Source organism: Streptomyces sp. KMM 9044 (assembly GCF_024701375.2).
Classification (GTDB): domain Bacteria; phylum Actinomycetota; class Actinomycetes; order Streptomycetales; family Streptomycetaceae; genus Streptomyces.
The window spans coordinates 1,449,878-1,463,378 of the sequence record NZ_CP113910.1 but is presented as its reverse complement, the minus strand read 5'-3'; the positions used below and the strand labels follow the sequence as shown (position 1 = coordinate 1,463,378).

The 13,501-nt window shown below is 70.6% G+C and carries 11 protein-coding genes and 3 pseudogenes; 5 read left to right on the top strand and 9 right to left on the bottom strand.

The window, feature by feature from the left end:
• Positions 1-176: 176 nt before the first annotated feature.
• From HUV60_RS06575 to HUV60_RS06565, 3 genes and pseudogenes are all read right to left on the bottom strand, one after another.
• Entirely contained in the window at positions 177-431 is a 255-nt protein-coding gene (locus tag HUV60_RS06575; protein WP_269441149.1) for a hypothetical protein, read from the bottom strand.
• A 172-nt stretch (positions 432-603) separates the two neighbouring features.
• The gene (locus HUV60_RS06570) at positions 604-882 is read right to left on the bottom strand and encodes a GlsB/YeaQ/YmgE family stress response membrane protein (RefSeq protein WP_257853912.1); all 279 of its coding nucleotides are present in this window, start codon (positions 880-882) and stop codon (positions 604-606) included.
• 198 nt (positions 883-1,080) lie between these two features.
• Positions 1,081-1,263 (bottom strand): annotated as a pseudogene (locus tag HUV60_RS06565) (SDR family NAD(P)-dependent oxidoreductase); the annotation flags it as partial.
• A gap of 239 nt (positions 1,264-1,502) precedes the next feature.
• Here HUV60_RS06565 and HUV60_RS06560 point away from each other — a divergent pair.
• Positions 1,503-2,332, top strand: a pseudogene (locus HUV60_RS06560) (IS5 family transposase).
• Positions 2,329-2,745, top strand: coding sequence for a hypothetical protein (locus tag HUV60_RS06555; protein WP_257853911.1), 417 nt, complete (start codon positions 2,329-2,331; stop codon positions 2,743-2,745). Before HUV60_RS06560 ends, HUV60_RS06555 begins: the two are co-directional and overlap by 4 nt.
• Positions 2,746-2,938: 193 nt before the next feature.
• On the opposite strand, the gene HUV60_RS06550 is transcribed toward HUV60_RS06555, so the two are convergent.
• Entirely contained in the window at positions 2,939-3,598 is a 660-nt protein-coding gene (locus HUV60_RS06550) for a formylglycine-generating enzyme family protein (protein WP_257853910.1), read from the bottom strand.
• Positions 3,599-4,076: 478 nt separating this feature from the next.
• Between HUV60_RS06550 and HUV60_RS06545 the strand changes: the two genes are divergently transcribed.
• The 3 genes from HUV60_RS06545 to HUV60_RS06535 all read left to right on the top strand — a co-directional run bounded on the left by HUV60_RS06545 (position 4,077) and on the right by HUV60_RS06535 (position 8,024).
• On the top strand, positions 4,077-5,753 hold the full coding sequence (locus tag HUV60_RS06545) for an SPFH domain-containing protein (protein WP_443047229.1): 1,677 nt from the start codon (positions 4,077-4,079) through the stop codon (positions 5,751-5,753).
• Positions 5,750-7,069 carry an SPFH domain-containing protein gene (locus tag HUV60_RS06540; RefSeq protein ID WP_257853907.1) on the top strand — a complete coding sequence of 440 codons (1,320 nt, stop codon included), beginning with the start codon at positions 5,750-5,752 and terminating at the stop codon, positions 7,067-7,069. The genes HUV60_RS06545 and HUV60_RS06540 overlap by 4 nt, the downstream gene beginning before the upstream one ends.
• A 424-nt stretch (positions 7,070-7,493) precedes the next feature.
• A complete protein-coding gene (locus HUV60_RS06535) occupies positions 7,494-8,024 on the top strand; it encodes a hypothetical protein (RefSeq protein WP_269441148.1) in 531 nt (176 codons plus the stop codon).
• 41 nt (positions 8,025-8,065) lie between these two features.
• Here the strand turns inward: HUV60_RS06535 and HUV60_RS06530 are convergent, their stop codons facing one another.
• The 5 genes and pseudogenes from HUV60_RS06530 to HUV60_RS06510 all read right to left on the bottom strand — a co-directional run bounded on the left by HUV60_RS06530 (position 8,066) and on the right by HUV60_RS06510 (position 13,487).
• Positions 8,066-9,559: a phytoene desaturase family protein gene (locus HUV60_RS06530; protein ID WP_257853905.1), complete on the bottom strand. Its 1,494-nt coding sequence runs from the start codon at positions 9,557-9,559 to the stop codon at positions 8,066-8,068.
• A 1-nt stretch (position 9,560) separates the two neighbouring features.
• Entirely contained in the window at positions 9,561-10,832 is a 1,272-nt protein-coding gene (locus HUV60_RS06525; protein WP_257853903.1) for a glycosyltransferase, read from the bottom strand.
• Positions 10,829-11,674 carry a carotenoid biosynthesis protein gene (locus HUV60_RS06520; protein WP_257853902.1) on the bottom strand — a complete coding sequence of 282 codons (846 nt, stop codon included), beginning with the start codon at positions 11,672-11,674 and terminating at the stop codon, positions 10,829-10,831. The genes HUV60_RS06525 and HUV60_RS06520 overlap by 4 nt, the downstream gene beginning before the upstream one ends.
• Before the next feature lie 191 nt (positions 11,675-11,865).
• A pseudogene (locus tag HUV60_RS06515) lies at positions 11,866-12,645 on the bottom strand (erythromycin esterase family protein); the annotation flags it as partial.
• Positions 12,646-12,713: 68 nt separating this feature from the next.
• A complete protein-coding gene (locus tag HUV60_RS06510; RefSeq protein WP_257853900.1) occupies positions 12,714-13,487 on the bottom strand; it encodes a TioE family transcriptional regulator in 774 nt (257 codons plus the stop codon).
• Between the last annotated feature and the right edge of the window lie 14 nt (positions 13,488-13,501).

The window sequence follows — 13,501 nt, the reverse complement described above, 5'->3', positions numbered from 1 at the left end:
GGGCCACCCGCGTCCCGGACGACTGCCCGCCCCGGCCGGCTCCAGGTGCACCGCCGCACCGCCGCCACAGCGCGACCAGCTCCGCGGGTGGCCCGTACCCGGCGTACCGCATCGGCAGGGAGCCGGCGGTGGCGACGTCCTCCTGCGGGGCGGTCGCGCGGAGCTGGGTGTCCGCGTCAGCACCAGCGGGTGCGGGCGCAGTTCCAGCCGCCGCCTTTGCCGGACGAGCCCCCGGAGCTGCCCGAGCTGTCCGGCAGGCCGTTCGGGAAGGCGCTGTCGCGCTCCCGGTCGCCGGGGGAGGGGGCGCGGTAGTCGGGGTCGCCGTCGTCGTCCCCGGTCCGGCAGGCGGTGCGACGCCTTTTCCCGTACGCCGTCACCGGGTCACGGAATTCCGCGGCCCGGTCGTGCGCGACGAGCGCCGGGCCGCGCACGCCGGAGCGCGGCGAGCCGCCGCCCCACGCCCGCCACCAGGCCGCGGTGCCCGGACGAGGCTGCGCTCAGCCCTCGTCCGAAGCGCGTTGTCCGTACACCCTGACGGCTCCCGCTCCTGCGAACAGGGGAGGGAGCCGTCCAGGTGGGTTCGAGGGCGTATGCCTCGACGGGTCATGCGTGACGGTGCGAGCGTCGGTTGCCGACGATGAGGCGGTAGAGGGCGAGCAGGATGAGCGAGCCGACGATCGCGGCGATCCAGGTGGAGAGTTCGAAGAACCCGTCGATGGAGTCGACGCCGAAGATGACCTTGCCGAGCCAGCCGCCGAGCAGACCGCCGGCGATGCCGATGAGCATGGTGATGATGATGCCGCCCGGGTCCTTGCCCGGCATCAGGGCCTTGGCGATGGCGCCGGCGAGCAGACCGATGATGATCCACGCAATGATGCCCATGAGGTGTCTCCGCTCCGTCGTGTAAAGGTTGTGTCAGCTCATCGTGTGCACCAATCGCGCCCGAACAAACGTCTCTTCCGCATTTCAGTTCTGTCGGCCCCTGACTCGGGAGGAACGGTGGGGCGTCGAAAGCCACGGCCTGGGCCGGGCTGCGGGCCGCGACGAGGACGCGCGGAAGGACGGTGGCGCGGCGCCTTGGACGGCAAGGGCCCGGCGCCTCCCGGCCCTGATCCGCTCCACCACCTCGGTGGCGCGCTCCGTGCTGTTCTCATAGGTCAGGACGACGTCGGCACCTGCTTCGGCCAGTCGTAACGCCACAGCGGCACCGATACCCCGGCTTCCGCCCGTGACCAGGGCCACGTTTCCTTCAAGTCGGTTCATGGCGTCGAGCATTGTCGGCACCCGCGCCGGAAGTCGGCGGGAATCCGACCTCGCGTTCAACCTCCGGGAAGGCGGCACCGTCCTGATCACGAAACCTCACCGGAGTACGAGGAGGTCCGTGGGCTGGTTTGTGAGAGTGCGGTTCGCACTGTGATACCGGGTTTGGTGTCGCTCGATGGGGTGGCGTTGGGGCGTCTCTTCCGGTCAGGCGTTCGGTCGGGGTTCGCTTGGGTGGCAGGATGAGTGGTCGCAAGCCGTACCCGAGTGATCTCACCGACGAGCAGTGCAAGTTGATCGAGCCCGTGATCAGCGCCTGGAAGGCCGAGCACCCTTCGGCCACCGGCCATCAGGGCAGATACGCGATGCGGGAGATCGTCAACACGATCCTCCACCAGAACCGCACCGGCTGTCAGTGGAAGTACCTGCCCCACGATCTGCCCCCGAAGAGTGCGACGTACTACTGCTTCGCCGCCTGGTGTGACGATGGGACCGGCCAGACCGTGCACGACCTCCTGCGCCGGCAGCCGCGCGAGAGCCGGAAGCGATTAGCCGACCGAGTCTGGTGGTCCTGGACACCCAGAGCATCCACGCGGCCGTCGGCGTCCCGGCCGGCACAACGGGCAAGGACGCTTCGAAAAAGGTGCCGGGCAGGAAGAGATGCCTGGCCGTGGACGTGTTGGGCCTCGTCGTCGAGGCCGTCGCCCTGCCGGCGTCCGCACACGACAACGCTGCCGGCATCGCCCTGCTGAACGGCGTGGCCGCGCAGACCGACACGGTGAAGAAGGCCCTGGTCGACCAGGGCTTCAAGAAGAGCGTCGTCGACCACGGCAGGACTCTCGGCATCGATGTCGAGATCGTCGAGCGCAACCCGGCCGACAAGGGCTTCGTCCCGCAGGCCAAGCGATGGATCGTGGAACAGACGAACGGGATCCTGATGTTCTACCGCCGTCTCGTGCGTGACTACGAACACCGGCTCGCCTCCTCCCGCTCGCGGGTGTTCTGGGCGATGACGTCGGTCATGATCCGCCGCCTCACCGGCATCACCCTCCCCTCCCGGAGGGACGCGTGAGTGAGATCCCCCAGGTCGAGGCCGTACTGGCCTACGTCGAGGTCCGGATGAGCGAAGTCTCCGAGCAGGCCGGACGCCTCCGGGACCAGATCGCCGAACTCAACTCCCGCCTCCGCGAGCTCGACACCGAGAGCGAGAATCTGCAGATCACCCGCAAGACCCTCCTCAGCCTCCCCGCACCGGTCGACGATCCACCCCACGCCGAGGTGCCGGAACACCCCGCCCACCAGCAGATCCTCACGGTCCTCGCCGACACCGGCACCCCGATGCGGGCCCGCGACAGCTGCGAGGCCCTCGACCTTCCGATCCTGCCGAAGAACACCGAGGGCATCCGGTCCAAGCTGAAACGCCTGGTAACCCGCGGCATCCTCACCGAGCCCGAGCCCGGCTTGTTCACCCAGCCCCACCCCTGAGCACCAGCCCACCCCACCGAACAGGGCACCTCACCCAGACCTCATCGCGAATCGGGCATCACGGCGCGAACCGTACTCTCACACCCATCGAGTTCGAACCGAAGTCGACCCCCTCGATCGCCTGGACCCCCGCAACTCGACTCACGCAACCCGGGGCACATCAGAGTCCCCCATCGAACCCGGAACGGTTCAGTCATGGCCGAGGCGGTGGTGTGGAGCGCGCGATGCGGAAACCCACGTCGTCGATCCGGAAGGTCGGGTGGCTGCGCCGCCGCACCGACGCCCGGCAGCTCCAGTGCTCGTCGGCCCATCCACCGCCACGGAGTACCCGGTAGGTGCCGTACACCTCGGCGTCGTAGACATCCCAGCACCAGTCCCACACGTTGCCCAGCATGTCGTACAGACCCCATGCGTTGGGCTGCCTGCCGCCGACAGCACGGATCCGCCCGTCGGAGTTGCCTTGGTACCAGGCGACCTCGTCGAGCCGGCCGTACCTCGCGCCAGTGGTCCCCGCACGACAGGCGTGCTCCCATTCGGCCTCGGTCGGCAGCCGGTACCCGTCTGCGGAGGTGTCCCATTCGGCCGTCCCGGCGTCGACGCACAAGTCGTACGCGGGCGACAGCCCCTCGCGCCGGGACAGGGCGTTGCAGAACTGGACCGCGTCCCACCACGAAACACCCTCGACCGGCAGTCGCTCGCCTCGGGTGCTACCCGGCCATCGGCCTGTGACCAGCGCATACCAGGACTGAGTGACCGGGAACGCCGACATCTGGAACGGCGCGACCTCGACCGGCCAACTGCTCTGTGTCCGCCGGTCCGACAGCGTCACCCGTCCCGACGGGACGGTGACCATCTCGTTTCCTGTCCCCACGTCCACAACGGCCCACCCTACCGGTGTCTTCCCACCGCTCCACCGATCTCTCCGAGGGATCCGAGGAGGCGGCGGAGCCGTTGTCGGACCAGCGCCCAGCACCTCCGTCCGCTCAGTGGTGGGGCCAGGTCGACCTCGTACGCCGTGGAGCCACTTCTCATCCGTGCGGTGGAGCCCGTGGGAGGGCTTGCGAACATCTTTTCTGCTGAGCCCGGGTCGCTCCGGCGACGACATGCCTTCCGGTGTCCGTCGACGCCGCCGGTGGGCATCCCTCTCCTCATCAGTGTGGTCACGATCGGTCTCCCGGCTGTTCGCACCCGCGCCTGTGGTGTGACATGGCCGGAACCCTGTAGCACGATCGAAATCATGCACAAGCGGTAAGTCCCGAAGCGAGACGAACGAAAAGACGAACAAGAAAGGGGGAACTGTGGCACAAGCGAGGACCCAGAACCTACGCAGGATGGCCTCGACGGTGGCGTCCGGCGCCGACCCGCGGCAGGCGGCCGAAGAGGAGATCCGGCGGCGCACCGGGCGGCAGCAGAGCCACGGGCAGGACGGCTCCGGCAGGGACGCGTCCCCGCCGCAGGAAGAGGGCATGGACCCCGCCGACTTCCCGGCCGCCCGCGAACAGGGCGGCTCCATAGCCACGGTCATGCACCAGAAGACCGTCGCTCTCGACGAGGCCGGCGAAGCGCTCAACCAGAGCGAGCAGCAGCGCGAGGGCCGGGAGCAGGTCCATGCGATCTGCCCCATGGTGCTGCCGAAGGGCCGCTCCTTCCTGAGCATGCTGCCGGTACTGTCGCTGCTCGTCCTGGGCGTGGTGGGAACCGCCGTCGTGTCCACTGTGGACGACAGCCCGCTGACCAACCCGCTCTTCGGGCTGCACTACTGGATCATCTCCGTGCTCGCGGCCCTCTTCGTGTGGTGGCGTCAGGGCATGGTGATGGTCCCGGACGGCTCCCAGGCGCTGATCACACGCTTCGGAAAGCTGGAGAAGGTCGTCGGCCCCGGCCGGGTGGTCCTGATCAGCCCGTGGAAGCGCGTCTCGTACATCCTCAACACCACCCGCGAGTACCCGTTCAACGCCCCGGTGCGCGAGGCCCCGACCAAGGGCGGGGTGAAGGCCTCGATCGACCTGTTCATCCAGTTCCGGATCAGTGATCCGACCGAGTTCGTCTACACGCTGGGTGCGGTACGCGGCTTCGAGGAGAAGCTCAGCAACGCCGTCAGCGAGACGATCCGCAGCCTCATCTACGAGCAGGAGGCGGCCGGGATCTACGACATGGTCGGCGAGGACACCGGCCGGCTCCTCGAACAGCTGAACCAGCAGTTCCGGCCCGCGGTCGAGCTGACCAACGCCAACATCACGCACGCCGAACCGTCCGACCGTGCGTACCGCATGGACCTGGCCGCGCCGGAGATGGTGCGGATGGCGAAGGAGGCGTACACCCACGAGTACGCACTGATGCTCCGCAAGGAGCAGGACGAGGGCGACCTGAGCAAGGAGCTGGCGACCAGCCACGAGACGCTCTCCGCCATCGAGGCCGACATCGCTCAGTACCAGGCACAGATGGACACCGCCGTGGAGCGGGAGACCAACCGCGCCCAGGCGCTGGCCCGTCAGCGCTACGTCCAGGCCGAGTCCGAGGCGAAGGCCAACGCGGCGCTGCTGGAGGCACAGGCCCTCGACATCCGCGCGATGACCGCGGCCGAGGCTCCGGAGATCCTCGAGTACCGTTACCAGCAGCAGATCCTCGACACCCTCGAGCAGGTCGCCGACCGCCTGCCGCGCCTGGTCCGCATCGGAGGCTCGGTGGACGACAGAGGTGCCGTCGGAGTCGACTTCCTGCAGCTGGCACGGGAGCTGGTCGGCGAGCGCGGGGAGGAGTTGTTCACCGAGGCGGACATGTCCGCCGTGCGGTCGCGGCTGACCGAGGTCGCCGACCGCGTCGCCGGACGTCAGGCGGAGATCGGCACGCTGTGGGAGACCGAGCGGCCGACCGTCCCGTCGGCGCCGATCGGAGAGACGGCGGACGCCGCGGGTGCGACGACCACCGCGGGTCGGACAGCCCAACAGCATGCCGGGAAGCATGAGAACCCCGACGCCACCGACTTCTCCGAGGAGGCCGGTCAGTGAGTACCGCACATATGAACCGCAGGTCGGTCATCTCCGAGGCGGTGGCGCCCTGGAGCGACATCGCCCAGCTGCTCCGTGGCGGCGAGTCCGGCGCCCTCACCCCGGTCATCATTCCCCGCCACCGGCGCAGGCTGTGGTGGATGCTGCCGCTGTGGCTCGGCCTGTTCGCGCTCCTCGCGGGCGTGATGCTGACCCTGCGTGAGGCGGACGCCGACGGCGCCGCGGACATCGCGTACGGCGCGATCGCCACCCTCTCCTACACCGCCGGGGTCGCCCTCCTCCTGATCGGCGGGCTCTGGTGGTGGCGTTCCTCGATCGTCGAGATCGAGCAGGGCACCCACGGCGTCCTGACCCGCTACGGCGCGGTCACCGGCACTCTGGACGCAGGCCGCCACTATCTCTGGCACCCGTGGTCGAGGGTGGACTTCGTGGTCGACGTGGCCACCGAGATCCCGTACTCGGCCCCGGTGATGGCCTGCCCGACGCAGGAGAACGTCCCGCTGCGGTCGATCGAGTTCTTCCTGAAGTTCCGTATCACGGACGCGGTGCTGTTCGTCCGCACCATCGGCGCGGGCAACTTCGACCTGGTCCTGTCCAGCGCGGTCCAGGACGCCATCCGGCAGCGGGCGCGCAGAATGCGCACGGAGCGGGCGTACGACCTGCGCGGCTCGGACGTGGCCGACATGCAGGAGCTGCTCAACAGCCAGCTCTCGCGCTACGGCGTGCGCATCACCGGCTCCAACATCCCGGACGTCCAGCTGCCGACCCAGTACCAGCAGCACCTGGCCACCAGGGAGCGCATCGCCAAGGAGCGCACGGCGTACGAGCAGGAGTGGGGCCTGATCCGCAAGCGCCGTATCGACAGCCTGGGCATGGACATCGAGCGGGCGAAGAAGGTGCGCGACGCGCGCATCGTCGAGGTGAGGGCCGCGTTGAACAGGGCCCGTGAGCAGGTCGCCCAGCTGCTCGAGGAGCAGGAGACCAACGCCCAGCGGGTACGTTTCGAGATCGAGACCCGCGGCCGCAGCGGCCTGATCTCCGCCGAGAACGAGGCTCGTGCCCAGCGCGCCCTCGCCCAGGCCTACCGCGACAACCGCGCGGTGCTGCAGTACGAACTGGCCCGTCGCCGCCTCGAGGTGGGAGCGGAACTGGTGCTGAAGGCGCCGCAGCCGGTGGTCGTACGCACCGACGGGGGCAGTGGCGACCACTCCGCCCTCTCGACGCTGATCGCCGCACAACTGCTGCCGCGGATGGCGGGGCTGCCCGAGTCCGCAACGCCGTACTCCGACGGTGGAAGAGCGGGCGGTGATGCCTGAGGCGCGCGCCCTCGCGCGGTGCCGCGGGGAGGCAGCAGGCAGCCCTTCTCGAACACGATCAGCGGGTGTGTGCCCAGGGTGCCCAGGCTGTCGTACGGCTTTTCAGCGAGTCCCTCTCCTCGGACCAGTCGTTCTCTCGGTGCTGCAGCGTCGGTACTGCCGTCCTCCGCCAGCACCGACATGAGCAACGACTGAGACCGGACAAGCGAGTCGCACCGTTCGCCGGGCTCGGTCTCACATTCGTGGTGACGGAAAGCCATGACGACGACGGACAGATCATCGAGGCAAAGCCGCAGGTCTGCGCTTCGTGGAGGTCGTTCTCCGGGAGCGGCCGATCGACTTGGAGCCTGGTCGTAGGAGTCCGGTGCGACAAGACCGGCGGCCCCGACGGGCTGTCGTCCCGGTCGGTCGGCCGTTGTCGCCCGTGGCGGCGCGGGACGACACGTTCACCGCATGGCGGGGCAGGCTGGTGCCGGCACTGGCGGCGGGCCCGCTGCTCATGAGCATCGTTCTGTACGCCGCCCCGCCGCTGGCCCGACTGGCCGATGCCGGCGGTCACCGCCTCGGCTGGTCCGCCGTCCTGGCCTTCCACTTGCTGTGGCTTCTGCTCTCCACGGAGGTGTTCCTGCTTTTCCGGTTCGTCGGCGTGGGTGTCGCGGGGTTGCGGGCAACGGTTCTGGCCGCGTTCGTGACGGGGGCCTTCCTGTGCGGTTTCCTCGGTGGGTTCGTCTTGTTCCTGGCTGTCCCGGTCGACTGGAGCGTGCCGTTCGGCGGGCTCGTCGTGCCCGGAGTCGTCGCGGCGCCGGGCCTGTGGATGTACCTGCTGCACACGGTCCTGCTCGTCGGCTACCAGCTTGTCGCCCGACGGTACGCCGGGCACAGGGGGGGGGAACTGGGCCGAGGTGTGCGTGATCGGCTGGACGGTGGCCGCAGGGGGTCGGCTTCGTACAGTTGACGGCCGGGGTGGCGCGGGCGCTGACACAACGGCCGGTGGGGTCAGGCGTTGCCGATGTCGGCTGCGACGATCTCCGCGGACAGCGCCACCAGCGGCAGACCGCCGCCGGGGTGGGCGGATCCGCCGACGAGGAAGAGCCCGGGCACGGGGGAGCGGTTGGCCGGCCGGAGAAAGGCGGCCCGGATGCCGTTGGAGGAACTGCCGTAGATGGCGCCCCCCAGGCTGCCGGTCTGCTGTTCCAGGTCGAAGGGGGTGCGGGTCTCGCACCACAGCAGTCGTGGGCGCACGTCGATGCCGCGGTCGGCCATGACGTCCAGGACGCGTTCGGCATAGGACTCCCTGAGTCCCGGAGCGGTCCAGTCGACGGTGCCGCGGGTGCCGTCCAAGGAGTGCCGGGGGGCGTTGACCAGAACGAACCAGGCTTCATGCCCGTCATCGGGACGCAGCGCGGCGTCGTCCGGCGCGCTGATGTACACCGTGGGATCGATGGCGGGACGGCCCGGCATACCGAACACGGCATCGAATTCGGCGTCGTAGTCCGCCGGGAACAGCACGCGATGGTGGGGTGTCCGAGGATCCCGCCCGCGAAGCGCCAGCAGGAGGACGAACCCGGCGAGCGAGGACTGGGCGCGCGCGAGGGCAGCCAGGGGGCGACGCCCGCGCCGGTCCGCCGTCAGGTGGCCGTAGAGCGTTCTCGCGTCGATGCCGGAGACGACGATGTCCGCTGCCGCCGTGCCGCCGTCCGCCAGGCGGAGACCGGTGACACCGCGGGCCGAGGCGTCCACTGCGGCGATCCGGCAGTTGTAGCGGAATCGCACCCCCAGCTCGGTGCACCGCTGCTCGAGGGCGTCGGCCAGCAGGCGCAGGCCGCCGGGCACGTACCAGGTGCCGTAGCGCTGTTCCACGTAGGAGACCACTGCCAGGACGGCAGGTGCGCGTCGAGGGTCGGAGCCACTGTAGGTAGCGTAGCGCTCCAGCCACATGCGCAGCCGAGGATCGCGCAGATAGTGCCGGCCGGTGCCCCGCAGGCTGCGCCAGGGGGCGACAGCGGTCAGCCCCCGGGGCCGCGCCGAGCGACGCAGCAGCCCGGCCGGGCCGCCGAGCGGTCGGCGCAGCACACTCTCGCCCACCAGCCGCCACAACTCGCCGGAGGCCTCGTGCAGCCGGGCCCACTGCGCCCCGGCTCCTCCCCCCAGAGTGTCGTCCAGCACACCGGGCACCAGGCGCGGATCACCGGGCATCACCAGCTGAGTTCCGTCGGCGAACCGGTAGCTGCAGGCCGGCTCGACCGGCATGAGCGGTACGCAGCGCTCCAAGGGAGCCCCCGTGTCCGCGAACAGGCGGCGATAGACCTCGGGCAGAGTCAGCAGCGACGGCCCGGTGTCGAAGACGAAACCGTCCCGGCGTACGGTGCCGAGCTTGCCCCCGCAGGTGGCCGCCCGCTCGTACACGGTGACGTGGTGACCCTGACGGGCGAGCCGGGCAGCGGCTGCCAGCCCGCCCATGCCGGCTCCGATCACGGCGACGCGGGGCATCTCAGCACCGCCCTCGCAGCGGCCTGCCCTTCCACGACAACGTGGAGCGGCGGTGGCCGAGCCAGGACCATCCCGTCAGCACCGCCAGCAGTGTGACGGACACCGGGTGGGCCAGCGCGTCCGGCCAGCGTCGCCCGCCCGTGCGCCGCGCGGTCAGCACCCGCCCCGTCACGGCTGCGGCGTATCCGGCCGCCCCCCAGCGCGATCCCCAGCATGCCGCCAACGGCGACACCACGTACGCCCAGGTGAGGAGAGTGCACACTGCTGCCGCGCCGCCGCCGGACCCGAATGCCGCCCACGGGGATTTGCCGTACCCCTCTCGCAGCTCGCGCCAGCCGTCGTACATCTGGCAGACCGCGATCTGGCTGCCGTCCACGACACCGCCCCGGCCACCGACGCGCTTGAGCGCCCGGATGAGCGCCGTGTCCTCGAGGGCTTTGTCCGCGACCGTCACTCTGTTGCTCCATTGCGGAGAGGGACGCCGGCCTGTCGGCGGGGCGCAGGGAACGGGTCTCGCGAGGAGGCGGTCCGGCCCCGGCCGGTCCCTCTGGGACGCGGTGCGTGACCCTCCCCCGAATTGAGCAGCAGAGTCGACCGCGGCGAACCCGCCGCATCTGCGCAGAGCGGTGGCGTCCACGGCGAGGAACTGGCCGTTGGCCGCGGACCGCCCCGGCCTCGGTGAGGTCTCCGCCCGCCGCAGTGGCAGCAGGGTGAGCCACGACCACTGCAGCAGCGGCTGGAACAGCCGGTTGGCGAGCCCCTCGGCGACCTGACAGGGGAAGGGCGAGACCAGATCGAGTCCGGACGAGCGCAGCAAGCCCACTGAGGAGGCCACCGTGTGCGACGCGAGCACCACGTCCGCGTCCACGAGGACCAGCACGCTGCCCTGCGCGAGCGACGCGAGCTGATGGCAGGCATGGGCCTTGCCCGGCGAACCGGGCTCCGGCGCCGTGCCGTGCACGACCCGGGCGTGCCGATACGATCCGCACAGGCGGCGCACCACGGCGCCGGTGTCATCGGTGGACTGGCCGTCGAGCACGATGACCTCTGCCCGGAGCAGGCGTTCCTGAGCCAGCAGCGACCGCAGCGCGGGACCGACACGCCCGGCCTCGTTGCGTACCGGCAGCAGAAGCGACACCGACTCGCCCACCGGCGCCGGATCCGGCGGGGGAACTCGTAGGCTCCTGCTGTTCAGAGCGCTGTGCACCGTGCCGGCGACCGCCAGCAACGCGCCCCCCGCGGTCAACGCCCGCGCGGCGTGGAGCCGGCTCACCTCCGCCTCCCGGCGGCACCTGCCACCCGCACTGCCAGCGGGACGGCGGCCAGCCCCATCAGCACACCACCCACCAGCGCCACCTGCGGACGGCTGAAGAACACCAGGCACGCCATGACCGAGGAGGCGTAGGTCCACAGGTACAACACGACAGCCGGGCCGGCGGGCCGGCCGTCCTCAGCGGGGCGCCGCACCGCGTGCCCGCAGAGCGCGTCCATCGCGGCGATCATGACGACGGACACGGCTACCCACCCGAGGAAATTGGTGAGCGGCACACCCTCCACCCCGGGGAGCGCCGGATGAGGATCCGTCCAGCTCCAGTGACCGGCATCGACCATCTGCGGATCGAGGAAAACGTCCCAGGACGCCAGCGCCCACCCTCCGGCCACCGCCGTTCGCACCCGGGTCGAACGGGGCCCCGCATGCCCCCGGCCCGGGGCCAGCAACCGTCCCGCCTCCAGCGCGGGCCAGGCCATCATGATCCAGGCGAGCGGCACCACCACCGGCACCCCCGCCACGCCCAGCCCCAACGTCCCCGTGTACTCGTAAGTACCGAACGGAAAGCCCGTACGCACCCCCACGACCTCGACCGCCAGGCCGCCCAGCCCTGCCACCGCCAACAGCACCAGCGGACCCCGCACACCGTGCCGCAGAGCGGCGGCCGCCATGGACGCGAGGCAGAAGACCACCACGCCGACGACGGTGAGCACATCACGCAGCGAGCCGGACACGAGCGGGTAGGGAATCTGGCACAGCACGGCGACCGCGGCGAGCGACCAGGCTGCCCGCCTGCCGACCCCGAGCTTGCGGCTCAGCGCCGGCTGCTCCTGTACCTGGACCATGTCGTGAGCATAAGGACACGACCTGGCTTCACCGCCGAGGCAGCAGGGCCGGTACCGGAAGCTTCACCGGTACGGGCCATACGACGGCGCGGCAGCCCGCACGCCTGCCGCACGGGACGGAGACTTGGGTGATCCGCACCCGGCCCGACCGTCCGGCCGGCGGCAGCAGCAAGAAACCTCGGGGCACCTCAGCCCTCGATGCTGCGGATGTCGAGGAGGTTCTGTGCCATGAGCGCGTCCCGGGTGGCGAACAGCCGGGACAGCCGGTCGTTGTTCTCCAGGCGCTGGGCCGCCTGCCGGTGGTAGCGCAGCAGGCCGAGGCCGGCGGTGAGGTGTGCCCTGGCCCGGAGCCACTCCGCGCGCGAGGTCTGCGCGATCCGCTCGGCGGCGTTGGAGTGGAGCAGGGTGAGCATGTCGTCGGCGAGGGACCGCAGCCGCTCGGCCTCGGGCGTGGCGCCGACCGACATGGCCGGGTCCATCACCGCCTCCGTACGGCTCCACTGCTCGTCCGCGCCCAGCAGCCCGGCGAGGTCGAGGTCGAGCCGCAGGTAGTCCCGGGCGAATTCGAGACAGCGCCGCGGGCTGGGGGCACTGGTCGTCTCCGCAGGGACGTCGAAGCCGTGAAAGCTCAGCCGCTCCTCCGGCGGCCGGGTCGCGTTGTGTTCGCGTATCCAGGCGACGAGGCGCCGGTTGGTCTCCAGGTTCCCGAAGTCGTGGGAGAAGCCCTCTCGCGCCACCTCGTCGAGATCGCCGTCGCCGCCCTTGACGAAGTCGTCGACGCGCAGCGCGGCCACGCGGTCGGTCTCCAGGGCGATCGAGCGGAAGCCGAGGCCGGCCAGCCGGGCGAACAACTCGTTGCGCACCCACCCGAAGGCGGGCTCCCGGTGGGTGGGTTCGCCGAGCGCCAGCACAGCGCACGAGGCCACGGAAAGGTTGTGAAAGTCCTTGCTCATGTCTGTCAATCGAATCATTGAAAGACCCGTTGAGGCTTACGGCGATGCCGTCGGTGCAGCGGGCGGACCCGCCGGGCCGCGAGGTCTCAAACCGTCGGCGGGTACCCCGGCGCGGGAGCCGGTTCCGTGGTGGCCGGCGGTCCGGCTGGGACGCCCAGATGGGCCACGTACCCGCCGAGCTGGGCCGCCGCGCCGAGCATGGACACGCCGCGGGCTGTGAGCCGCCGCCGCCAGTCGTCGAGGGCGGCGGACAGCGCCTCGGTGCCGCCGGCCGTGCGGATCTGCCGGACCACCGTGCGGATGTGCTCCAGCGGGTAGCCCCCGCGCCGCAGGAGATGGGTCAGTTCGGCGTCGCGTACGTCCGTGGCGCCGAACGAGCGGTGGCCGGTGACCGGCTCGCGCGCCGGGATGAGGATGCCCACCGCTTCCCAGTTCCGCAGGGTCGCCGCGGTCACCCCCAGACGGCGCGCGAGTTCGCCGATGCTGAGCGGCTCGCTGCTGGCGGACGTGTGCTCGGCGGGGCCAGGGGCGGAGGTGAGGTGCTCCACCGCCCGTCCCACCGCGTCCAGCGTGCTTCGGTCGCGCAGCAGTTGGGCGTGGCCGCGGTCGACGGCCGTCAGCGCGGCGTCGAGGTCGCCTGTGTTGAGCGACCGCATGATCTCTCCGCCCGTGGCGTACCCGTACGCCTGGACGAGCGCCAGATAGGCGCGCAGGGCCGCCGCGTGGGTCTCGGTGTAGGTGCGGTAGCCGGACGGGGCGCGCCGGGCGAGCGGGATGAACCCGTCCCGCTCGTAGTTGCGGACCGCCTGGGTGGAAATGCCGTGCTCACGGGCCAGGTCGAACGGACGCAGGTGCTTCACGGTTTGAGACTATA

Coding starts and splice junctions, on each gene's coding strand:
- HUV60_RS06520 (WP_257853902.1), bottom strand. CDS start 11,674: ATGGTCCAGGTACAGGAGCAGCCGGCGCTGAGCCGCAAGCTCGGGGTC.
- HUV60_RS06545 (WP_443047229.1), top strand. CDS start 4,077: ATGGCCTCGACGGTGGCGTCCGGCGCCGACCCGCGGCAGGCGGCCGAA.
- HUV60_RS06530 (WP_257853905.1), bottom strand. CDS start 9,559: ATGCCCCGCGTCGCCGTGATCGGAGCCGGCATGGGCGGGCTGGCAGCC.
- HUV60_RS06550 (WP_257853910.1), bottom strand. CDS start 3,598: ATGGTCACCGTCCCGTCGGGACGGGTGACGCTGTCGGACCGGCGGACA.
- HUV60_RS06570 (WP_257853912.1), bottom strand. CDS start 882: ATGGGCATCATTGCGTGGATCATCATCGGTCTGCTCGCCGGCGCCATC.